The 22,037-nt window shown below is 59.5% G+C and carries 18 protein-coding genes; 9 read left to right on the top strand and 9 right to left on the bottom strand.

Translation table 11 applies throughout. The features are described from left to right. The 3 genes from P2T68_RS09845 to P2T68_RS09835 are packed head-to-tail and all read left to right on the top strand — an operon-like array spanning position 1 to position 3,350. Positions 1-924, top strand: coding sequence for an ABC transporter ATP-binding protein (locus tag P2T68_RS09845; protein ID WP_277379307.1), 924 nt, complete (start codon positions 1-3; stop codon positions 922-924). Then, on the top strand, positions 921-1,646 hold the full coding sequence (locus P2T68_RS09840; RefSeq protein WP_277379306.1) for an ABC transporter permease: 726 nt from the start codon (positions 921-923) through the stop codon (positions 1,644-1,646). Before P2T68_RS09845 ends, P2T68_RS09840 begins: the two co-directional genes overlap by 4 nt. A gap of 15 nt (positions 1,647-1,661) precedes the next feature. Beyond that, the gene (locus P2T68_RS09835; protein WP_277379305.1) at positions 1,662-3,350 is read left to right on the top strand and encodes a Gldg family protein; all 1,689 of its coding nucleotides are present in this window, start codon (positions 1,662-1,664) and stop codon (positions 3,348-3,350) included. Positions 3,351-3,354: 4 nt separating this feature from the next. Here the strand turns inward: P2T68_RS09835 and P2T68_RS09830 are convergent, their stop codons facing one another. From P2T68_RS09830 to P2T68_RS09820, 3 genes are all read right to left on the bottom strand, one after another. Next, complete coding sequence (locus P2T68_RS09830) at positions 3,355-3,663, bottom strand: hypothetical protein (RefSeq protein WP_041160873.1); 309 nt, start codon at positions 3,661-3,663, stop codon at positions 3,355-3,357. A 259-nt stretch (positions 3,664-3,922) separates the two neighbouring features. Further along, complete coding sequence (locus P2T68_RS09825; protein ID WP_024074198.1) at positions 3,923-4,357, bottom strand: DoxX family protein; 435 nt, start codon at positions 4,355-4,357, stop codon at positions 3,923-3,925. Positions 4,358-4,460: 103 nt separating this feature from the next. After that, a complete protein-coding gene (locus P2T68_RS09820; RefSeq protein WP_024074197.1) occupies positions 4,461-5,882 on the bottom strand; it encodes a transglycosylase SLT domain-containing protein in 1,422 nt (473 codons plus the stop codon). Between the two features lie 236 nt (positions 5,883-6,118). Here P2T68_RS09820 and P2T68_RS09815 point away from each other — a divergent pair, with 236 nt between their 5' ends. From P2T68_RS09815 to P2T68_RS09795, 5 genes are all read left to right on the top strand, one after another. Further along, positions 6,119-6,925, top strand: a complete 807-nt coding sequence (locus P2T68_RS09815; protein ID WP_024074196.1) for a TatD family hydrolase — start codon at positions 6,119-6,121, stop codon at positions 6,923-6,925. 96 nt (positions 6,926-7,021) lie between these two features. Further along, the gene (locus P2T68_RS09810) at positions 7,022-8,503 is read left to right on the top strand and encodes a methyl-accepting chemotaxis protein (RefSeq protein ID WP_024074195.1); all 1,482 of its coding nucleotides are present in this window, start codon (positions 7,022-7,024) and stop codon (positions 8,501-8,503) included. A 198-nt stretch (positions 8,504-8,701) separates the two neighbouring features. Next, positions 8,702-13,411, top strand: a complete 4,710-nt coding sequence (locus P2T68_RS09805; protein ID WP_277379304.1) for an RHS repeat-associated core domain-containing protein — start codon at positions 8,702-8,704, stop codon at positions 13,409-13,411. A gap of 2 nt (positions 13,412-13,413) precedes the next feature. Further along, positions 13,414-13,821, top strand: a complete 408-nt coding sequence (locus tag P2T68_RS09800; protein ID WP_102642603.1) for an Imm50 family immunity protein — start codon at positions 13,414-13,416, stop codon at positions 13,819-13,821. Between the two features lie 485 nt (positions 13,822-14,306). Then, entirely contained in the window at positions 14,307-14,669 is a 363-nt protein-coding gene (locus tag P2T68_RS09795) for an Mpo1-like protein (protein WP_102625643.1), read from the top strand. Between the two features lie 8 nt (positions 14,670-14,677). Here the strand turns inward: P2T68_RS09795 and P2T68_RS09790 are convergent, their stop codons facing one another. The 3 genes from P2T68_RS09790 to P2T68_RS09780 all read right to left on the bottom strand — a co-directional run bounded on the left by P2T68_RS09790 (position 14,678) and on the right by P2T68_RS09780 (position 16,649). Beyond that, positions 14,678-15,475, bottom strand: coding sequence for an acyl-CoA thioesterase domain-containing protein (locus tag P2T68_RS09790; protein WP_102625644.1), 798 nt, complete (start codon positions 15,473-15,475; stop codon positions 14,678-14,680). An 89-nt stretch (positions 15,476-15,564) separates the two neighbouring features. After that, positions 15,565-16,326, bottom strand: coding sequence for a CHAD domain-containing protein (locus tag P2T68_RS09785; protein WP_069075536.1), 762 nt, complete (start codon positions 16,324-16,326; stop codon positions 15,565-15,567). Positions 16,327-16,370: 44 nt separating this feature from the next. Then, positions 16,371-16,649 (bottom strand): hypothetical protein, encoded by a 279-nt coding sequence (locus tag P2T68_RS09780; protein WP_024074187.1) that lies wholly within the window; start codon positions 16,647-16,649, stop codon positions 16,371-16,373. A gap of 215 nt (positions 16,650-16,864) precedes the next feature. Between P2T68_RS09780 and P2T68_RS09775 the strand changes: the two genes are divergently transcribed. Next, positions 16,865-17,902 carry a patatin-like phospholipase family protein gene (locus P2T68_RS09775; RefSeq protein WP_024074186.1) on the top strand — a complete coding sequence of 346 codons (1,038 nt, stop codon included), beginning with the start codon at positions 16,865-16,867 and terminating at the stop codon, positions 17,900-17,902. A 21-nt stretch (positions 17,903-17,923) separates the two neighbouring features. Here P2T68_RS09775 and P2T68_RS09770 read toward each other — a convergent pair whose 3' ends face one another. From P2T68_RS09770 to kdpC, 3 genes are all read right to left on the bottom strand, one after another. Further along, entirely contained in the window at positions 17,924-18,613 is a 690-nt protein-coding gene (locus P2T68_RS09770; protein ID WP_041160871.1) for a response regulator, read from the bottom strand. Positions 18,614-18,651: 38 nt separating this feature from the next. Then, positions 18,652-21,303, bottom strand: coding sequence for a sensor histidine kinase KdpD (locus tag P2T68_RS09765; protein WP_024074184.1), 2,652 nt, complete (start codon positions 21,301-21,303; stop codon positions 18,652-18,654). Between the two features lie 128 nt (positions 21,304-21,431). Further along, positions 21,432-21,977 (bottom strand): potassium-transporting ATPase subunit KdpC, encoded by a 546-nt coding sequence (kdpC, locus tag P2T68_RS09760; RefSeq protein WP_024074183.1) that lies wholly within the window; start codon positions 21,975-21,977, stop codon positions 21,432-21,434. Between the last annotated feature and the right edge of the window lie 60 nt (positions 21,978-22,037).

Here is a 22,037-nt window from a genome sequence, read left to right as displayed (position 1 = left end):
GTGTTGCACTCAGCTTCTGCAACCGCCCAGGGTAAAAAGACTGTCATCAGTAATGTTTCATTTTCTGCCAAGCGCCAAGAATGCCTTGGATTATTTGGAATGGAGGGCGCAGGTAAAACCACACTTCTGAAGATGATAGCGGGTTCACTCCGCCCGTCTTCAGGGCAGGTGAACATTCTGGGGTTCGATCCCCAAACCCATGCACACCAAGCCCGCATGGCCGTCGGTTATCAGCCCGAGTCCGGCATCAACCATCTCAGGATGTCCATCAGGGACCTGCTCGACTACATCGCCTCCCTCCGCGGATTCCAGGGTGCCGAAAAGCGCAGTCGGGTGGAACGCGCCGTCACCCGGCTCGAATTGTCATCGGTACTCAGCTATCCGATCCACACACTGCCCCCGAGTCTCAAGCGCAAAGTCGCGATTGCCCAGGCCATCCTGCATGACCCAGGGGTCCTGTTGCTGGACGAACCCTTTGACGGCCTGGCGCCGCATCAGCAAGGCAAGCTCAGGACACTTATCCAGTCCCTGACCGAAGAAATGACCGTCATCGTCGCTTCACGCGATTGCGAAGCACTGGCCGGCATCTGCACCCGTGCCCTGGTCATCGGCGGTGGACGCCTGCTGGCGGATGCGCCGATGCCCGAGTTGCAGCGTAGCTCCCGGCACTTCCGCGCCGTGACCCTGGCCTCGGAGTCCGCGCCTGATTTACTGGCCCTCGCGGTACTACCAGGCGTTGCAGGTATCGAAGAGGATCGCCACAGCCCTGGCACGGTGACCGTTCTCGCAATGCCAGGCCACACCATTTACCCCTCTGTCAGCGCACTGATTACCGACCGGCACTGGCCAATACACTCACTGAAACTGGAGCCAGGCCGCCTGAATGATGTTGTTCATCACTTGAGCCAAGAGGCTTCCCTTTGAAACTGCTGCTCCCCGTTTTCAAGCGCCAGCTTGCAAGCTATTTCTCTTCACCGGCCACCTACCTGAGCATCGCCATCTTCCTGGTGCTTTCGGCATCACTGGGGTTGCACACCAGCGAACTGCTGGAGCGAAACAGCAGTGATTTGCAGGCCGTCTTTGAATGGCACCCCTGGCTGTACCTGTTACTGATCCCAGCCCTGTCGACGCAACTCTGGGCGGACGAGCACGGGAGCGGCTTTGGCGACCTGATAAAAACAATGCCTATCAAACCCACCCCACTGGTGATGGGTAAATTTCTCGCAGCCTGGGTTGTCACTGGCGTGGCATTAGTGCTGATGTTTCCGATGGTGATGGCAGTCAATGTACTGGGACCGGCGGATAACATGCTGATTGCCTCGCAATTTCTGGCCAGTTGGTTGTTGGCCGGCAGTTACCTGTCTGTAGGTAGTTTTATTTGCGTATTAACCAGCCGGCGCCTGGTCATTTTCCTATTGACACTGAGCCTGCTGTCGGCGGCCAGTGGTTTGGCCTCCGTACTTGATGCTCTTGAACATCAAGCGCCAATATGGGTTCTCGACAGTTTGATGTCCCTTAGTCCATCGTTGCGCTTCAGCATCATCGATCACGGCTTGCTGACCCTCCATGAAAGCCTTTACTTCATCAGTATGATGTTTGCCTTTCTCTGCGCGACAACTATTACCCTCAACTATAAAAACAGCTGAGAAGGAGCGTTCTCGATGCGATCCGCTCTGCGCACCGGTATGACGCTGAGTGTCATATTGTTACTTTTCCTGGCATTCAATCTGGTGTGGGTTGTTAAACTTCCTGATCTACGCTGGGACTTTTCACAACAAAAAAACAATTCGTTGTCGCCTGCCGTAATGCAATTACTTGCCACATTGGACAGCCCACTGGACTTTTACTATTTCAACGCCAGCAAGCCCGCCTTGAAGAGCAATACGTTGAAACAGTACGGCAAACGCGTCGAAGCAAAACTGAAGGCCTTCGAACAAGCGGCCAGAGGCAGGATCAACCTGCATATTATTGATCCCGCACCTTTTTCAGAGGACGCCTACAAAGCGGGGCTTTATGGCCTCGACGATCAGCAGGGTTTCCTGGGCCTGATCGGCACCCGCGACGGTCAGGCCGCACAGCGCATCGAATCATTCAGACCGGACAGGGAACACTTACTGGAGTATGAAATCAGCCACCTGATCAGCCAGTTGCTCCACCCCACCCCTCCTGTTATCGGACTGCTATCAGGGCTGCCGGCAGGAGAGCTGATCGAGCCGCTCGTGCAAGAACTGCGTGGCCACTTTGACCTTATCGAGTTGGAGTCGAGTGCCCACCCTATCCCTGCGCGTATCAAAACCCTGATGCTTGTGCACCCGCGCATGCTGTCCGAACAAACCCTTTACGCGGTAGACCAGTTTGTACTGGGAGGCGGCAAGTTATTGATGTTTATCGATCCACTGAGCGATATGGATCCAGAGCCCCCCCCCACTGCCTCCAGGCTTGACGGGCTGCTTGTTGCGTGGGGTATCCATATGCAAAGCGACAAGATACTGCTCGATCGTACCTACGCCTCATCGGAGCATGAACCCGGCCTGCTGACGCTGCCGCGAGAAGCGATGAACGAGAGCGACGTCAGCACCTGGAAACTGGAATCGGTGACGGTGTCAAACAGCGGTGCCCTTCTTCCCCTGGACAACAGCCGGACCACCTTCACCCCGCTGTTGCAAAGCTCCAAGCAATCAGCCTTGCTGGAACCGGGCGCACCGGACAGCGAAATCGTCCCACAAGGCGAACATCACGTCATCGCGGCTCGCATTGAGGGGGCGGCTTATTCGGCGTTTCCTGACGGCATTGACGGGCGGCCACCCGGCCTGCAAAAAGCCGCCCAGATCCATGTCGTGGTGGTTGCCGACACGGATGTACTCAGCGAGGAAATCAGCAGTTCGGCACCACACGGCAACAGCCTGTTTGTACTGAACACACTGGATAACCTGGCAGCCCCTTCTGTACTTGCGGACATTCGACCACGCGTGATGACGCGTTCGTTGCAAACACTGGCCAACCTGCGCGAAACCACCGCACACGCCTATCAAACTCGGGCGAACGATCTTGAGCGACGACTGGCGCAAACCGAAAAGGAATGGCAGCGCCTGAACCCCGAGGCGACGGCCCTCGGCACCGAGGTGGTCGATACCAATACCCAGTTGCAAGCACTCAACAAAGAGCGCTTGCGCTTACCGATGGAACTGCATGCGCTGAGGATGGAGGCCTACGCGCCGCTGCATCGCCTGGAGCGCAAGGTGAAATGGTTGGTGATAGCACCCATGCCTGCATTGCTCTGCCTGCTTGCCGCGGGGCTGTTTCGATGGCAGCGTCGCCATCGGCCGATACCTGCCACCGCGCTGTACTGAAGGCTCAACGGCGCGCAATCAGGCCTTGTCGTGCAATGCGCGTCAACTGGCGAATCACCTCGGCAGCGTCGCCAGCAGTGGGGGCCTGGATCACCGCAAGGTCAAAACTGTTGCTGGCGAAGCGTGCGAGGGAATCGCCATCTTCGACAAACTGGATCAGGAATGCCGAAGGCCGGCCGGTGCGACGTGGCCAGCCGTCCAGGTAACGCAATAGCGTCGGCTGGTGCTTACCGCCCAGGAGTATTTTTGGATTGCGTTGGGTGAGGTCCGCGGTGATCGGGGCCAGGCGTATGAGGGGGCGTAGTGCATTCATCGTGTCGAGTCTCTGCCTCAAAAGTCTGCGGGCAGGTGAGAGGCAACACCGAACCAGCGCTTTAGCGGTATTTCGAAGCACGCTCCTTGAATGAGAGCTGACTTCTGTCGGGCTGCATCGAGTCCCAGTGGCGCCCCGCAATTAGCTGTTTAAATCGGCGCATGGGCAGCATCCTAGAGAAGCCGGTGGGGCGGTGTCAAGAATCCCAGGCAACGAAAAGGCCCGCACAGGCGGGCCTTTCCAGGGTTTTGCGCAAGGATCAGTGGGCGATGGCGCGGTCGGCAGACAGTTTGCCAGCGCCTTCCAGCAGCACCGCCAGCGAGCCGCCCAACAGGGCCAGTGCGAACTCATAACCGTTGTTGGCCATGAACAGACCGTTGTGGATATGCACCGAGAAGATCGCCACCAGCGACAGGATGGTCAGGCCCAATGCCGCAGGGCGTGCCAACAGGCCAATGATCAACGCCAAGCCAGCGAAGAACTCGGTCCCTCCCGACAACAGCGCCATCAAGGTGCCTGGCGCCAGGCCAATACTTTCCATCCATTGGGCAGTGCCCGCCAAGCCGTAGCCACCGAACCAGCCAAAGAGCTTTTGCGATCCGTGGGCGGCAAAGATGATGCCGACGACGATGCGTAGAATGGTCAGGCCATAACCGGCACGGGTGGACAGGAGGTTTTTGATCAGTGGGCTCATGGTGCGAATCCTTTTTAAAGTAGGGGTTGGTTGGCCGCTATATTAATCAGTTTAGGCAATGATAAAAGCCGAAAAAATGCCTTATAAATATCGATATATTCGATTATTTTCGTGAGGCGATTTTTGGCCCCGACGGCTCCAGGGACTCCCGTTCCCGATCAAACGCCAGATAGTACTTATTGACGCTATTAACATAGCTGACGCCGCTCATCCCCACCTGCTCCATGGCAATGCGTTCAACCTGGAAGAACCACTGGTTGGGGTTAAGCCCCCGGCGTTTCGCCTCGGTGCGCATGCCCTGCACCCGCTCCGGCCCCATGTTGTAGGCCGCCAGGACAAAAGCCATGCGTTCGCGCTCGTTAAGCTTGGGGCTGGCGAAAAACTTGCGGCGGATCATCGCCAGGTAGCGCGCCCCCGCCTGCACGTTGCTGTCGAGGCTTTCGATATTATTGACCCCCACCCGCTGCGCCGCCGAAGGCGTGATCTGCATCAACCCCGTGGGCCCGCCGCTGTTACGCGCGCCCGGGTCGAGTGCCGACTCCTTGAAGGCGAGTGCGGCGAGGTTCAGCCAATCCATGCCCTGCTCGCGCGCGTGTTTTTGCAGGATGGGGCGCAGTTTCTCCAGGCGCTGGCGGTCGATCCGGGCCAATGGGTTACGTACTTGATAAAGGCGACGATAGATCCGTTGGAACGCCACATCCTGATCGGAAGGGGTTCGGTAGCTCTTGAGGAAACGATCGATACTCGCCCGCAGCATCGAAGCATCCTGGCGCACGAACCAGTACTCATCACCCGGCTCGTTGATAACCACCTGTTTGTCGAAGCGCAATTTGGGCAGGATCTTTGACCAGCGCTCGGCAATCGGCTTCTCGACAATGGTCAGGTGGAATATCCCGGCCTGGACCATCTCCAGCACATCCTCCACGGCCAGCGTCGGGTCGACCCATTCCACCTTGATCGGCGGCTGCTTGTGCAGGGCCAGTTTCTGATTGACCTGGCTGATGGCATCCGCCGCTGCACTGCCGGTGGTCAGCGCCAGGGTGCGCCCGGACAGTTGCTCCAGCTTGGTAAACCGTCGCTCGCCCTTCACCCCGACCAGCCACAACGGCACACCGCTGGCGATCGGGTCACTCGTACTGATCCTGTGGGCCGCCTTCATATCCAGCAACTCACCTGGCGCCACCAGGTCGCCTTCGCCACGCGCCAGCGCACCGAGCAGTTGATCCTTGGCCTTGGGGATGATCTTGAGGTTGATTTCCTGGCCGTCACGGGCATGGCCATTGAGGTATTGCTCGAAGGCGCGCAGGCGATGGTATTCGACACCAATGGCCTGGCCCTGAATCTCACCGGAACTGTTGCGGCTTTGGTTGACCAGCACGCGCAGGGTGCGACTGGAGCGAATCTCCGCCAGGTCGCGGACCTTGCTGGGCTTGGTCACTTCCAGCGGCCCGTCCAGACGCGCGACCGCCGCCATGGGCAGCAGTAACGTCAGGCACAATATAAGCAACGCCGAGGGTCGGATCATCCGCTCTCCGGAAAGAATACTGGCCAGCACCTTCGCGAAAAACGCAGGACTGGAGGTCAGAAACAGAGCGCTTTATGCGCTGGCAAGGCACGCAACGGCGGCATCAGGCAGGGCGACTCGCCAACCACAATGTCGCTTGCGACGTTCAAAGACAGCTATAACTCGTTGTAGTTCTTAGTTTTTCTTATAAATCTACAGCTCTGATATGCTTTCCGGCCGCAGGCGGAGATAGCACCATGCAACTCATTGATATCGGCGTCAACCTGACCAACCCCAGTTTCGACGAGAAGCACCAGGCCGTTCTTGACCGAGCCTATGCCGCTGGCGTGCAACAATTGGTACTCACCGGCACCAGCATCGAGGGTAGCGAACAAGCGCTGGAGTTGTGCATAAAGCTCGATGAAAGCGGGCAACGCCTGTTCAGCACCGCCGGCATCCATCCCCACGCCGCCAGCGATTGGAACGGTGATAGCGACCAGCGCCTGCGCGGCTTGCTCAACGAAACGCGCGTTCGCGCCGTAGGCGAATGCGGGTTGGATTTCAATCGTGATTTTTCCCCGCGCCCGCAGCAGGAGAAAGTCCTGGAGGCGCACCTGGCCCTGGCCGTCGAACTGAAGTTGCCAGTGTTCCTGCACGAACGTGACGCCAACCAGCGCCTGCTGGACATCCTCAAGGACTACCGCGACCACCTGACTGCCGCCGTGGTGCATTGCTTTACCGGCGAACAGTCAGCGTTGTTCAGCTACCTCGACCTCGATTTGCACATTGGCATCACCGGCTGGATCTGCGACGAGCGCCGTGGCACACACCTGCACCCACTGGTCAGGGAAATACCCCGAAACCGCCTGATGCTGGAGAGCGATGCGCCCTACCTGCTGCCGCGCACGCTGCGCCCCAAGCCAAAAAACGGTCGCAATGAACCGGCCTACCTGCCAGAAGTGCTGCGCGAAGTTGCCCTGCACCGCAACGAAAGCATGGAAGACCTGGCCCGGCACAGCACCGCCTGCGCCCGCGCCTTTTTCGGGCTGCCTGTCGTGGATTGATGCGGCGCATTGACCCACGTCAAAATGATTTTCCTCAATAGCGGCACTATAATGGCACCTTGCCAATGCTGTTTCCGCTATCAGAGAAAACCTTCCATGGGTGCCTGGCTTAGCAATATCTCGCTGAAGTACAAATTCTGGGCCGTCAACGCGGTCGCCTTTATCACCACCCTGCTCCTGGTGCTGTATGCAGTGCATCTGGAACAGCAGTCGCGCAGCCATGCATCCCAAGCCGCGGCACAAACCGAGGCGCGCCTGCTCGGTGCGTGGCCAGCCGACAAGGCGCTGCCCAAGGGTGAGTCTTGGCTGACATTTGCCCGTGGCCAAGCCCCACAAATGGCCGATCAAGACCTGTCAGCCCTGAACAGCGCCAGCGGCTGGGTCGAACTCAATCACCTGCCATTGTTCGGCGAAAACCCACTGATGGGCGCCGAAGTCATCACGCGCGCCGATGGGCAACAGGTCGCCGTGCTCGCCTACGCACCGAGCCTGAGCCAGGTGTTCAGTGAACGCTTCGCCAACTACGCCATCGCCGTGCTGATCCTGATGCTGGCGATGCTCTGCGCCTCGCAGTTGCTGATTCGCTTCCTGCTCAGCCAGCTCAACACCCTCAAGGATGTGATGCTGCACGTCGAAAAGACCGGCGACCTCTCAGCCCGCGTGCCTCTGGCCTGCAAAGATGAAGTCGGCCAGATGGCCAGCGCCTTCAACGCCATGCAAGCCGGCTACCAGCGGGTGGTCAACACCGTGGCGCGCACCGCCAAGCTCCTGGACGACGGCGCCGCACGGTTGGCCAGCAGCATGAACGAGGTGCAGCACGGCATGCTCGGCCAGCAAAGCGAAACCGACCAGGCCGCCACCGCGATCAACGAGATGACCGCCACCGTCTACCACATCGCCCAACATGCCGGCGCGACCCGTGACCTGTCCCAGACCGCCGACACCCTCGCCGGCAGCGGCCAGGAAGTCGTGACCCGGGTGCAACACTCGATTGCCGGGCTGTCCAGCGGCGTGCAGCAGACCGCCGAGATGATCCAGAAACTCGCCGAAGACAGCCAGAAGATCAACAGCGTGGTCGGCGTGATCCACAGCATTGCCGAACAAACCAACCTGCTCGCCCTCAACGCCGCCATCGAAGCCGCCCGCGCCGGTGAAATGGGCCGGGGTTTCGCCGTGGTCGCCGACGAAGTGCGTAACCTGGCCAAGCGCGTGCAGAGTTCCACCGACGAAATCACCCGCATGGTCTCGGCCCTCCAGGCCGGCACCCGCGACGCCGTAGACTTTATGCAGGAAAGCTCGTTCAAGGCCGACGACTGCGTACAGCAGGCCCAGGAAGCCGGCGCAGCACTGGCCGAAATCACCGGCGCCGTGGCGCAGATGCGTGAAAGCAACACCCAGATCGCCGTTGCCGCCGAGCAGCAAAGCCATGTGGCCGAAGAAATGAACCGAGCGGTAGTGAGCATTCGTGATGTGACCGAAAACACCGTGCAACAGACGGTGGATTCGGCGACCACCAGCAATGAGCTGGCGACCTTGGCTGGGGAGTTGAGCAAGGCGATTGGGCAACTGAAGCTGTAGGGCTTCTCCACCTATAATCCGACTCCTACGATCGACTCCCCGTTTACCCGAAGTTTTGGCGAACCCTCCTAGCCGTCCTGGCGAATAGCGCCGACTTCTTTACCTGACGAACCTCTCCAAAGTCTCTCGCCTGATCATTCAGTGCGAGGGACCGCCGATGTACCCACCCGTTAATGCCCCGGTTGTCGGGGCTGCCTCTTGATTCCCGTCATTGCCAGTTTTGTCCTGGCCCCCATGGATGCCGAGGCGCCGGACGTTGAGCGCGTCTTTCGTGACTTGCGCGGTTGCCTGAACACCTTTGATGAGTGGGCCGAGAGCTTCTGGAGCGTTTCGGCACTGGCAGTGGAGCAGGTGTTCAAAGTTGGGGAAGAGGTGGCGTTGGTGGCGCCGGCTTCTTCCAACGCCCCAAGTAAAACGGTCGCCATGTGCAATACCCAGAGATCGTTGACTCTGGTGCATATGTTCGAAAGCACTCGGTTTGTGCCGATCGGTAATACGCCGGTGATGCTGCAAGCCATTACCCAGGACGGCGGCCCGCTCGGCGCACCACTCCATCGAACCATCGGTCCCAGCGGCATCCTCGAAATCACCGAGTGTGATCGCAACCAGCAGTACCAAATCACCTTCTATCCCAACGTTTCCAAGGATCACGTCAAGGCGCTGTATGCGTCTTATCAGTCGGTGATCGCGGGCTTGGAAGGTCACCTGCGTGACGAATGGACCAAGACCTTCCAGCCCCAGTGGGACGACTTCGCCAACGCTACGCGGTTCGAGCGCAGCGCGATGCAGCGCTTGGCCTTTTCCACCGGGATAGCCAAGGCGCTCTACAACCTGTGGGACAACATTACGCAGCTGTATGACTTGCTGGCGAACCTCAAAGCCAACGGCGAGAAATTGCTGCAGTACATCACCCAGGCCGAACTTGATGAACTGCTGAGGCTGGGCAACGACGCCATCGCAAAGGGGCTGTTGGTGCTCAGCGATGAGCCGCTGCTGTTTATCTACGTGTCGGCCATGGTCAGTTGGATACGCCTGCTACCACCGCCCGAGATGTATGAAGTGCTGGGCGAGATCACCGGCGAGGTGTTGATCAATCTATTGCTGATCTGGGCGACCCGTGGCATGGGCGTGCAGATTCGCCTGGGCGCTCAGGTGCTGGGGCATATCAAATCCGGACGAGCGCGCCAGTGGATGGAGATGCTGGCCGATCAGTTGGTGGGGCCGAAGTTGGACGCGCATGCCGAGGCGTTGAAGCCTGTGCTGCTCGGTGGCCCGGCGACAGCGATCAAGACTGTACCGGTGGCGCCGTTGAAGGCTGGGGAGCACGTGGTTTCGAACCCGGTGCCGGCGGTTCGAAACAAGCGCCAGCAAACGGTATTGGTCCGGCAAGAGCACGTGGATGATGCGCCTCTTTCGGGGAAAAACCCTGCGGGGGATGCTGCCGCGTCTTCGGATAAAACCGTAACCAACGGCTGCCCTGTGTCGATGGTTACCGGCGAGGAGCTGCTCACCCTCACCGATGGCACGCTGGACGGGATCTTGCCCTTCGAGTGGACCCGGTTGTACCGCACCAGTGCGGTGGAAGTGGATGGCGGGCTGGGCTTTGGCTGGAGTCATTCGCTGGCGCACAGGCTTTCTGTGGTGGGCGATTCGGTCGTCTGGATTGACCATGAAAACCGCACGACTGAGTTCCCGCTGCCCACCGCGGCTCGCCCCGCGATCACCAACAGCCTGGCTGAAGCGGCGATCTATCTGGGCGCTTCGCCGGATGAACTGGTGCTGGCCCAGGCGGCGCGGTTTTATCACTTTCGCGACGGTGTATTGGTCTCGATCAGTGACGCGTATGACAACCGCCTGCGAATTTTCCGCGACGTATTGGGGCGCATTGAGCGGTTGGATAACGGCGCGGGCCGGTCGCTGTTTTTGCGCTATGAACGGGGCCGCATTGTGGCGGTGGACTACCAGGTTCAGCGCGCCAAGGGGCATGAACCCTACGTATGGGTGACGGAGCAGCACGTTGTTGCCTACGCCTATGACGATGCCGGCCGACTGGTTTGCGCGACCAATGCCGTCGGCGAAAGCGAAATTTATCGGTACGACGAGCAGCACGTGATTCTTGAGCGTGGCTTGGCCGGTGGGGCGAGTTTCTTTTGGGCGTGGGAACGGTCTGGCAAGGCGGCGCGATGTGTCCGGCATTGGGCCAGTTTTTCGCAGATGGACACGCGCTATGTCTGGGGCGAGGACGGTCGCGTCACGGTGCACAACGCCGATGGCAGTCAGGAAGTGTATGTCCATGACGACCGGGCGCGGCTGGTGCAGCGGATTGATCCGGACGGTGCGCAGCACTTCAAATCCTACGATGACAAAGGTCGGCTGACGGTCGAGCAGGACCCGTTGGGGGCGGTGACGGCGTATCAGTACGATGAAGCCGGGCGCTTGGTCGCGCTGTTTCCGGGGGATGACGAGCCGACGTCCTACGAGCATGACAATGGCTTCGTACGGGTTGTAAGACGGGGTCTGGCGGTCTGGAAGTACGAGCGCAATGACCAGGGCGATGTCATTCGTAAGATCGATCCCGACGGCCATGTCACTGACTACAGCTACGACCAATACGGACAACTGGTGGGGGTTTGGCACCCGGATCACAGCTGCCAACGGCTGGTGTGGAATGAGCACGGGCAACTGCTGGAGCAGACGCTGCCCAATGGCGGTGTGCGGCGCTATCGCTATGACGACTTGGGTCGACAGATTGCCCGCGAGGATGAGCATGGCGCGCTGACCCAGTACCAATGGGATGCCGCCGGGCGCCTGGTCAAGCTAACTCAACCGGACGGCGCTACGCGCGAATACAGCTACAACCCCTACGGAAAAATCACCGCCGAACGCGATGAACTCGGGCGTGTCACCCGCTACGAATACGCCGACGGCTTGCACCTGATCAGCCGCCGTATCAATGCCGATGGCACCCAGGTCCACTACCGCTACGACAACGCCCGGTTACTGCTGACCGAGATCGAAAACGAGGTTGGCGAGACCTATCGGCTTGCCTATCACCCCAACGGCCTGATTCAACAGGAAGTCGGGTTTGATGGGCAGCGTACGGCTTATGCCTATGACCTCAATGGCAACCTGCAGGAAAAGACCGAACACGGCGACGATGGCAGTCAGCTCGTTACTCGTTATGAGCGAGACCACGCCGGTCGCCTCGTACGAAAAACCCTGCCCGACGGTAACCTTGTTGAATATACCTACGACCGCCAAGGCAACCTCCTCAGCGTCGACGACGGTCACTGGGCGTTAGCCTACGAATACGACCCACAAAACCGCCTGACCGCTGAACACCAAGGCTGGGGCACCTTGCGCTATGGCTACGACGCCTGCGGTCAGCTTCAAAACCTGCGCCTGCCCGACAACAACCGCGTGGTGTTCAACCACAGCAAAGGCGGCCACCTCGCCACCGTCGAGTTAAATGGCGCACTGCTGACCTCTCATCTTTTCAAGGCCGGCCAAGAACACCAACGCCAACAGGGCCAGCTCCTCAGCCACTACCACTACGACGAACAACACCGCCTGCACGCCCACACCGTCGCGCAACAGGACACCCCCCTCTACCAACGCCACTACGACTACGACAAAAGCGGCAACCTCACCCGTTTAGTCGACAGCCGCAAAGGCGAACACCACTACCACTACGACCCCCTCGCCCGCCTCACCCGCGCCGACCACACGCAAGACCCGCACGAACGCTTCGCCCACGACCCGGCCGGCAACCTGCTCATGCAAGACCGCCCCGGCCCCGACATCGTCGCCGGCAACCGCCTGATGATCCAGGGCGACCGCCATTACGACTACGACGCCTTCGGCAACCTGATCCGCGAACGCCGCGACAAGGGTCACCAACTCGTCACCGAATACCGCTACGACTGCCAGCATCGGCTGATCGGCATTACCCAGCCCAACGGCCAAACCGCGAGCTATCGCTATGACCCGTTTGGGCGGCGAATCAGCAAGACGGTCGACAACATCACCACGGAGTTTTTCTGGCAAGGCGACAAACTGGTTGCCGAACACCACGCCGAAAAGCATCGCAGCTACCTCTACGAACCGGACAGCTTTCGCCCGCTCGCCCTGCTGGAAGGCTTCGGTCCAAAAGAAACGAAGCCCTACCACTACCAACTCGACCACCTCGGCACCCCGCAGGAACTCACCAACCCCGAGGGTGAAATCGTCTGGTCCGCGCACTACCGCGCCTACGGCGAAATCACCCGGCTAGACATCGGAGAAGTCGACAACCCACTGCGTTTTCAGGGTCAGTACTTCGATCAGGAAAGCGGGCTGCACTACAACCGCCATCGCTACTACAATCCGGATGTTGGTCGTTACCTGACACCGGATCCGGTGAAGTTGGCGGGTGGGATTAACGGGTACCAGTACGTGCCCAATCCTACGGGGTGGATAGATCCTCTAGGATTGAACGCCAACTGTCCGCCCAAAGGAAAAAAACAGCTCGCTTGTAAAATACCGGATGAACCGGACGCCCCCGATATTTCTCGCAAAGGTGCGTTCAGAGAAGCCAAAAGAGATGCCAATATACCCATGATGCAGAGCCCTGATATCGTCGTAGATCCAGAAACTGGAAAAGCCAAACAATACACGATTGAAAAAATGACGGACAAAAACAAAAAAACAGTTTTAGATGAAACCGGCAGAGCGATTAATACAAGAGTTTATAAATTTACACGACCAGACGGCTCAAAAATCCTTATTCAAGACCACTCTGCCGGCCACAAATTCGGCAGGATAGATGGCGTCGGAGACCATTCATCGCACTTCAACTTGCGCCCCATCGAGAAGCCTCGGAAAGGATATATTCCAAAGGCAAAGAAACACTATCCTTTTAGGAAATAAAAATGAAACACTGGAACGAATTAGACGGAAGCATATTTTTTAGTAAGATCTTTAGTCTTCCTATAAAAATCGGTAAAATTGCTCTTTTTTCTTTAAGAATAGAAAATGATCAGCCTTGTGTCGGACTGGGCTTCGACATACCCGAATTCCCAGACAAGCTTCCTGAAAAATGGAAAAACAAAGGCTACAACACCTGCAGAATAGGTATAACCTGCAACGAAATCGAAGATTTAAAAATACAAAACATACCTATTCATAAAGAGTTTTTTGTAACAATAGAAAAACAAAATAACCATTTCAAATTCAAAGCAACCAACGACAGTGCGCTGATAGAATTCAAAGCTAAATTCATTTCACTTAGTGACCCTAACGTTTACATAAACGGACCGGACGATTACTTCTTCAAATAAATATTTATCATATCCAAAAGCATCGCACTCGACCCAGTCGAACTTAACGAAAAAAGCACAGAATACAGGAGCAGAACCATTTATAACCTGAACATTCGATTCACTGCTCCATTAAATAAATGGGCGTCCCCGTTACCGTATTTCCTTCAGGTTCTATGATGCAGAAACACATAGTGTCGCCCAGCTCATTTGCCACTCAAAACACTTGCCTTCCCTAAACGAAACCATTCACAAAATAAACCTGGAAGAAATTCAGCAAAACGGTGTTCACGAATATATCCATAGGTAATGAGTTTAGGAGTGCGACATTCATTTTATTTACTTTACGTGTGTGCCCTCTCAGAAGAGCTGAATACCGGACTGCTAGTCGATACCTATTATTTCGTGCTAACTATAGACCCCATAGCCAACCCCAATTCGCCCACGCGCCCCACCCCCACCTAAACTCTCCCCATGTTATTTCAACGGACAGAGGATTCACCATCATGGGCAAACGTCATCCCAATCTCCCCGCCTGGCAATGGCGCAACTACCCGCAAAACCATCAGCACCCGACAAACCTGGCGCTGCACCTGATCGCCGTGCCGATGTTTATCATCGGCTTCCTGTTGATCGTTTCCGGTGTATTCAGCCTGAGCTTGGCCAGTTTTGCGGTGGGTGTTGTCGGTATCCTCGCCGGCCTGGGCTTGCAGCGGCAGGGTCATCGCCTGGAAGTTCAAGCCAGCGAGCCGTTCAGTGACCGTAAAGACGCCGTACAGCGCCTGGTTGTCGAGCAGTTCGTGACCTTCCCGCGCTTTGTGTTGAGCGGTGGCTGGTGGCGCGCCTGGCGTCAGCGCCACCACCACTGATAGCCGGCTTAGGCGAAGACCACCACGGTCTGGCGGCTGATCGCGATCAGTTCGCCGGTCGGGCTCCATAGCGCAGCGGCGGCGTGGCCGTAGCCGTCGCGGGCGTGTTCGATGTTGACGAGATACTGGCACCAGTCGAGGGTGGTGAGGTTTTGCAGCGGCTGGATGAATTCGATGGTCCAGGTCAGGGTGCTGCCCGGCGCCGGTTTCTTCAGGTGCGGGAGCAAGGCCGGTGGCCACGCGTCGACAAGTGCGAGGATGTGCGCTTCGGTCAGTGGTTCTTCTTTCACATCCCCACGTAACCGAACCCAGCCGCCCATGTCACGGGATTTATTGCCGGTAAATGGCAGGCCGCCGACACTCCAACGCATCGCCAGGTGCCGCATGAATTCGGGGGTGACGCCCTTGATATACGGCAGTTCCTGGCACTCATCCCAATGCTTGAACGTCGGTGGCGGTTCGCTCCCGACCAAGATCTGCGACTCGCGGGACGCGCCGAAACTGGCCTGCACCAGCGTCGCAACTTCGCCGTTTTGCACCACACGACCGAGCAACTGGCTGACCGCCTTGCCTTCGCGCAGCACTTCGACTTGATAGCTTGCGGGTACATCGGGCGCAACCGGACCGACGAAGGTAACCGCCAGCGAGCGCAATGGCCGATCGGCAGGCACGTGGGCGCGCAAAGCTTCGTATTGCAAAGCGACGACCAGGCCGCCGAAGGTCGCACGGCCCTGGGCCCATTCTGCGGGGATGGTGATATCCAACGGGTGGCTACGGGCAGCGTCGAGCAAATCACTAAAGCGCATGGCGACCTCACATCAAGAAAACCGATGCTGGATCTTAACCATCGTGACGGCCAGGTACAGCGCCTATTCCGGCCAAAAGCCGGACCGGTTTAAAAACAATCGGCGCTGAGCTTATCCAGCACTCGGTCCGCCTGCCCTTCAGCCTTGACCATGGTCCGTTGCCATACCGCGACACACGGCTGCAGATCGGCTTGATGTTCGGCCTGGGCCAACCATTGCCAGCAATCATGCCAATCGCCAAGCGCGCCTTGGGCATCCTTCAGGCGCGACAGGGCTTTGGCCGGGAGCTTGTCCAGTTCGGGATAGGCTTCGGCGGCATAGCGCACGCGCTTGATCAGCAACCGCAAACGGTGGCGATCATGGCTGGGATCCTTCAGTGCTTCGTCGAGTTTCTGCCATTGCTTGGCCAGGCGTTTCTCGATGCGCAGGCGCAAGCCCTTGAGCAATTTCTGGTGTTGGGACGCTCGGATAAACCGTGGGAATGCATCGAGAATTTGCAGCAGGTGAGCCAACTCAGGACCTTGAGCCACCTGGCGGTAGGCATCGGGCTGCAGCCGCAGGCGGCGGTCGGCGGCGTCGTGGTGACCATGCTGGTGCAGGTAGGCGGCCAGTACTTCACGGTCACGCAGCGGAGTGGTCAATTGGCCGACCGTGCTGGCGGCCAATTCAAGGTGTTCGACGCCCGGCAGCCCACGCAAAGGGCGCAACAAGCTGCGCAGGCGTCGCACGGTAGTGCGCAAATCATGCAGGGCTTCATCATCGGTAACGGCGGCAAGGCGAGCCTGGCAGCTCAGTAACCCTACTTCCAGGCCAATGACCTGAGCGACTAACTGATCGACCAAAGCTGACATCCTGCCCTCACTTCTCGATGAAAAACCCTATTCGCTCCCTGGGATCAACGCCCAGCGCGCGACTCACGAATATAGAACCGCGCCTTTTCAGCTTTGTTGGAGCAGCCTTCGAACGCTTCAAACTGTTGCTGGGTCTTCGCGCCTGTCAACAGGGACAAGGCCTTGGAATAGCTCACGGTGCCGGCAAAGCCTTCGGCCTTGGCCAGGTCCAACTCTTTCCACGCTGCATCCAATTGGGTGCCGCAGCTGTCGCGGTATGCGGTTTTCCCGGCGCAACCGGCCAGGGCCAACATGATCACAGGCACACACATCCAGGCTTTCATCGATGACACCTCAAAATAAGAAAAACAGTCGTACGGTGTAGACGTTGCCTACAAGGAAAAGTGCCTTATCCATAGCCTGAAATCAGAAGCGCCTATTGCCAGAGCATACCCGAGCCGAGGCGCTATTCTGGAAAATTATTGCACGGTTCATGAAGATTGAAGCAGCCCCCTCAATGGGTGCATTGTGAGCGCCTGCTTAATGAAGGACATCGACCATGAAAAAGCGTGTTGCCTTGGTGCTGGGCTCCGGCGGGGCCCGGGGCTACGCCCATATCGGGGTGATCGAGGAAATCGAACGGCGCGGCTACGACATCGCCTGTATCGCAGGCTGTTCCATGGGCGCGGTGGTGGGCGGGATCTACGCCGCCGGCAAGCTCGATGAGTATCGAAACTGGATCGAAAGCCTCGACTACCTGGATGTCTTGCGCTTGGTGGACGTCAGTTTTCGTCTCGGTGCGATCCGTGGCGAGAAAGTCTTCGGGCAAATCCGCAAGATCGTTGGCGAAATCAATATCGAAGAACTGCGCATCCCCTACACGGCCGTGGCCACCGACCTGACCAACCAGCAGGAAATCTGGTTCCAGGAAGGCTGCCTGCACCAGGCCATGCGTGCCTCGGCGGCGATCCCCAGCCTGTTTACGCCCGTGATGCAGGGCAACCGCATGCTGGTGGACGGCGGCCTGCTCAACCCGCTGCCGATCGTGCCCGTGGTGTCGAGCCATTGCGACCTGATCATCGCGGTGAACCTCAACGCCACCAACCAGAAGCACTACCATTTACCCGTGATCCCACGCCCGCCGGCATTCAAGAGCCGGTTCAACAGCCTGGCGAAGTCACTGGGTTCGCACCTGCCGTTTCGCCGCAAGCAGGCCGAGCAACTGATGAAGCTGGAACAGGAAGCCTTGCAGGCCCAGGCGGCCGAGATCAACCCATGGCTGGAATCGGCTGAACCCGAATCCCAGCAACCTGCCGCCGCGCCCGAAAAGGCCGGGGCGCCGAAATCGGCCACGGGCTCGTTCATCATCGATAACGTCGGGCCGGCGTCGCTGCTGGACTTGATCAACCAGAGCTTCGAGGTGATGCAGACGTCGTTGGCGCAGTACAAGATCGCCGGCTATCCGCCGGATATCCTGATCAACGTGCCGAAACGGGTGTGTCGGTTTTTCGAGTTCTACAAGGCGCCGGAGTTGATCGCCCTGGGCAGGGAGATTGCCAGCGATACGCTGGATCGCTATGAAAGTGAACAGCGCTGAACGGTGTGCTGGGGCTGAGGGCTAAGCCCCCAACAACCGATACCCTACCCCCGCCTCGGTCACGATAAACCGTGGCTGCGTCGGATCGTCCGCCAGTTTCTGGCGCAGATGGCCCACCACGATGCGCAGGTAATGGCTGTCTTCGATGTGGGTGGGGCCCCAGATGTCCTTGAGCAATTGCTGCTGGGTAATCACCCGCCCGGGGTGGCGTGCCAGTTGTGCCAGCACTGCGTACTCCTTACGGGTCAGCGCCACTTCCTCGCCATCCAGCAACACGCGACGATAAGCCAGGTCCACCGTCAGCGGGCCGAAACTCAAGGCCGCTTCCTGGGCTTCTCCCGCAGGCGCCTGACGCAGCAATGCACGCACCCGGGCGAGAAACTCCTGGATGCCAAAGGGTTTGGTGACGTAATCGTTCGCGCCTCCATCCAGGGCCTCGACCTTCTGTATCTCACTGGCCCGTACCGACAACACCAGGACCGGCACCGTCGACCATTCGCGAAACTCGCGCAGCACTTGCTGGCCGTCCATATCCGGCAGGCCAAGGTCGAGCACCAGCAAGTCCGGCTTGCTCAATGCCGCCTGCGCCAGGCCTTCGTTGCCGCTGCCGGCCTCGATCACTTTGTACCCCTGGGAGGCCAGGCTGATGCGCAGGAATTTGCGAATCTGCGGTTCGTCATCGATGACCAAAATCGTCGCGGTCTGGCTCATGGTGTCCAATCAAAATCCATAAAAAAAAAGAGAGTAGCTCACGCCTCGCGCTCCAGGCCAGGCTGTGCCGGCAACGGCAGGAACAAGGTGATGCAGGTGCCCCGCCCGTCAATGCCATCGGCGACGCTGATATGCCCGCCATGGGCGCCGACCATGCCCTGGCAGATCGCCAGGCCCAACCCGGTGCCCTGCCCGCCCCGATCGCCCCGGGCAGCGGTGTAGAACATATCGAAAATCTTCGCGCGCTCGTCCTCGGGAATCCCCGGCCCCTCATCGGCCACGGCGAAAAACAGCTGGTTGCCCGACACTCCGGCGCTCAGTTGCAAACGTCCCTGGGGCGGCGAGAACCGCGCGGCATTTTCCAGCACGTTGACCAGGGCTTGCTCGATCAAGGCCGCATGCACATAGAGCAACGGCAGTTCCGGCGGCACATCAGTGCTCACCTGCAAAGGCGCCAGCACCGCACGCAGACGGCCAAGGGCACTGCCGACGATATCGCCGGGCGACACCCAATCCCGCGCCAGCTTCAGTGCGCCGTGGCCCAGGCGCGTCATGTCCAGCAGGTTCTGGATGTAGCGGTCGAGGCGCTCGGCTTCGTCACGGGTACCTTCGAGCAACTCGCGGCGATCCTCCAGCGGGATAGCTTCACCCAGCGCCAGGAGGCTGTCGATGCTGCCACGCATGGAGGTCAACGGCGTACGCAAATCATGGGACACCGAGGCGAGCAAGGCGCTGCGCAGTTGCTCGGTTTCGCCGTGCAGGCGCGCCGACTCCAGTTCCTGCGCCAGTTGCGCCCGCGCCAACGCCTGCGCCAGTGGTTGGCTCAAGGCCGTCAGCAGGCGACGGCGTTGGCCGCTCAATTCCAGACCCGGTTTTGCACTGACACCGAGCAGGCCCAGCGGGCCTTCTTCACCTGACAGCGGCCACCACCACCAACGCCCGAGTGGCAAGGTGCCGGTGCCTTTGCCGGCGGGTTGATCGTGCTGCCAGGCCCAATCAGCGGCAGCGCGCTCGGCTTCGGTGAAGACCAGCGGGCCACCGGTCTCGACTTTCCAATCGCCTTGGCCGTCGCGATTGACCAGGCACAAGTCCAGGTCGCTCCAGCCTTCCAGATGATGGGCCGCCGCGCTGATCACCGCCTGGCGATCCGTGGCCGCCGTAAGCTTGCGCGACAGGTCCAGCAGTTCGCTGGTTTCTTCCTGGGTATCGCGCAAAGCCTGCAGCTGCCGGCGTTGTCGCGCAGCAAGATTGCCGGTGAGCGCCGCCATCAGCAGGAAGAACAGCAACGTCAGCACGTCCTCTTCACGCTGGATGGCGAAGGAAAAACGGGGTGGGATAAACAGGAAGTCGTACGTCAGGAACGACAACGCCGCACACACCAGTGACGGCCCCAGGCTGCTACGCACCGCCACCAGCAACACCGCAGCGAGAAACACCAGCGAGATATTCGGCAGCGGCAACACACTGGACACGCCCCAGGCCACGGCCGCCGCGACGACCGTCGCGACAACCGCCAAAGCGTAATCGAACCACACCAGCCCATGCACCTCCGGCAGGCGAGGCGGCGGCGGCATGTCGTCGCTGTAGAGCACGCTGATTTCCAGGCCGTGCGCATTCCGCAACAACCGCGCCGCCAGCCCCCCACCGAACAGCCGGCGCCGCCAGCGTGGCCGTGACTGCCCCACCAGCAACAGGCTGGCGCGACGTTCGGCGGCATGCTGGATCAACGTCTTGGCCACCTCGCCCGCGCGCAGCAGCACCACTTCACCGCCCAGGCGTTCGGCCAGTTGCTGGGCATTTTGCAGGCGCAGGCGCGATTGTTCGTCCCGTGCGCGACCGTTGTCGATATGCACCAGGCTCCACGGCAAATGCCGACGCTGGGCCACGCGGCTGGCATGTCGCACCAGGCGCTCGGCTTGTGCATCTCCATCAATCCCCACCAGTAAACGACCGCGCACCGCTGGCGCGGCCTGGCCGAGCTGGCGATACCCCTGGGCCAGGTCATCATCGACGTGGGCGGCGGCGGTTTGCATCGCCAGTTCGCGCAAGGCCATCAGGTTGGTCTGGGTGAAAAATGCGTCGATGGCCGCGCGGGCCTGCTCGGGCACATACACCTTGCCGTCACGCAGACGCTCCAGCAACTCGCGGGACGGCAGGTCGATCAGCAGCAGTTCGTCGGCCTCTTGCAGCACCCAGTCCGGCAGGGTTTCGCGCACCTGTACGCCGGTGATGCCGCGCACCTGGTCGTTGAGGCTTTCCAGATGCTGGACGTTGACCGTGGTGAACACGTTGATGCCAGCCGCGAGCAGCTCCTGGATGTCTTGCCAGCGCTTTTCATGGCGGCTGCCAGGGGCGTTGCTGTGGGCCAGTTCGTCCACCAGCACCAGTTGGGGCTTGGCGGCGAGCAGGCCGTCGAGGTCCATCTCTTCGAGCATCACGCCACGGTATTCACTGCGCAGCAACGGTTGTTGCGGCAGGCCACTGAGCAAGGCCTCGGTCTCGGCGCGGCCGTGGGTTTCGACCACGCCGGCGATCACCTTGACGCCCTGGCGCAACTGGGTGTGCGCCGCCTGGAGCATGGCGTAGGTCTTGCCTACCCCCGGCGCGGCGCCGAGGAAGACTTTGAGCCGACCACGCCCGTCCCGGGGCAGATCGGCTAGGAAAGCATCGGCGCGGCCGGAGTCGCTCATGCAGGGGTCCTTCAACAATTTAGGGTAGGAGCGAGCTTGCTCGCGAAAAACTCAAGAGCGCCGCGTTCATGCTGGACGCCCGCGTCATCGTTAACGACCTTCGCGAGCAAGCACGCGCCTGCAGAGGATCATAGTTTTTCCAACGCCATGTTCAGCGCCAGCACATTCACCACCGGCGGCCCCACCAGCGGGCTTTCGATATGCGCATCCAGCAAGCGTTGCAGCGTGGACACCGGCACATTCCGCGCGGCCGCTACCCGCGCCAGTTGATAGGCAATCGCCTCGGGTGGCAAGTGTGGATCAAGACCGCTGCCAGAGGTAGTCAGCGACACCAGAGGCACTGGGCCCTGGCTCGGCACCAGTTGCTTGTTCGCATCGTCGAACACGCGGGTGGCCAGCGCCGGATTGCTTGGGCCAAGGTTGCTGGCGCTGCTGGACACGGTAGCAAACGCGCCCGCCGAAGGGCGTGGGTGGAACCAGCTGTCACCGGTAAAATCCTGGGCGATCAGGCTGGAGCCACGCACCTTGCCGCTGGCGTCGCGCACCAGGCTGCCGTTGGCCTGGTCCGGGAAGGCAACTTGGGCGACACCGGTTACCACCAGTGGGTAGGCGACGCCGGTGATCAGGGTCATGAGCACCAGCAGGCTCAGGGCCGGGCGGATTATGTTGGACATTTCAAACTCCTCAATTCGGTCTTTGCAACCTGTGGGCACGGGGGATGGTGCCCACGGGTA

The organism is Pseudomonas sp. G11 (assembly GCF_029457515.1).
In the GTDB taxonomy this organism is placed as follows: Bacteria; Pseudomonadota; Gammaproteobacteria; order Pseudomonadales; family Pseudomonadaceae; genus Aquipseudomonas; species Aquipseudomonas gorinensis.
This window is presented reverse-complemented; position numbering and strand designations above follow the sequence as displayed.

Excerpts from the sequence above, each read along its gene's own strand:
- P2T68_RS09835 (WP_277379305.1), top strand. The coding sequence starts at position 1,662 with ATGCGATCCGCTCTGCGCACCGGTATGACGCTGAGTGTCATATTGTTA.
- P2T68_RS09830 (WP_041160873.1), bottom strand. The coding sequence starts at position 3,663 with ATGAATGCACTACGCCCCCTCATACGCCTGGCCCCGATCACCGCGGAC.
- P2T68_RS09825 (WP_024074198.1), bottom strand. The coding sequence starts at position 4,357 with ATGAGCCCACTGATCAAAAACCTCCTGTCCACCCGTGCCGGTTATGGC.
- P2T68_RS09820 (WP_024074197.1), bottom strand. The coding sequence starts at position 5,882 with ATGATCCGACCCTCGGCGTTGCTTATATTGTGCCTGACGTTACTGCTG.
- P2T68_RS09815 (WP_024074196.1), top strand. The coding sequence starts at position 6,119 with ATGCAACTCATTGATATCGGCGTCAACCTGACCAACCCCAGTTTCGAC.
- P2T68_RS09810 (WP_024074195.1), top strand. The coding sequence starts at position 7,022 with ATGGGTGCCTGGCTTAGCAATATCTCGCTGAAGTACAAATTCTGGGCC.
- P2T68_RS09800 (WP_102642603.1), top strand. The coding sequence starts at position 13,414 with ATGAAACACTGGAACGAATTAGACGGAAGCATATTTTTTAGTAAGATC.
- P2T68_RS09795 (WP_102625643.1), top strand. The coding sequence starts at position 14,307 with ATGGGCAAACGTCATCCCAATCTCCCCGCCTGGCAATGGCGCAACTAC.
- P2T68_RS09790 (WP_102625644.1), bottom strand. The coding sequence starts at position 15,475 with ATGCGCTTTAGTGATTTGCTCGACGCTGCCCGTAGCCACCCGTTGGAT.
- P2T68_RS09785 (WP_069075536.1), bottom strand. The coding sequence starts at position 16,326 with ATGTCAGCTTTGGTCGATCAGTTAGTCGCTCAGGTCATTGGCCTGGAA.
- P2T68_RS09780 (WP_024074187.1), bottom strand. The coding sequence starts at position 16,649 with ATGAAAGCCTGGATGTGTGTGCCTGTGATCATGTTGGCCCTGGCCGGT.
- P2T68_RS09775 (WP_024074186.1), top strand. The coding sequence starts at position 16,865 with ATGAAAAAGCGTGTTGCCTTGGTGCTGGGCTCCGGCGGGGCCCGGGGC.
- P2T68_RS09770 (WP_041160871.1), bottom strand. The coding sequence starts at position 18,613 with ATGAGCCAGACCGCGACGATTTTGGTCATCGATGACGAACCGCAGATT.
- P2T68_RS09765 (WP_024074184.1), bottom strand. The coding sequence starts at position 21,303 with ATGAGCGACTCCGGCCGCGCCGATGCTTTCCTAGCCGATCTGCCCCGG.
- kdpC (WP_024074183.1), bottom strand. The coding sequence starts at position 21,977 with ATGTCCAACATAATCCGCCCGGCCCTGAGCCTGCTGGTGCTCATGACC.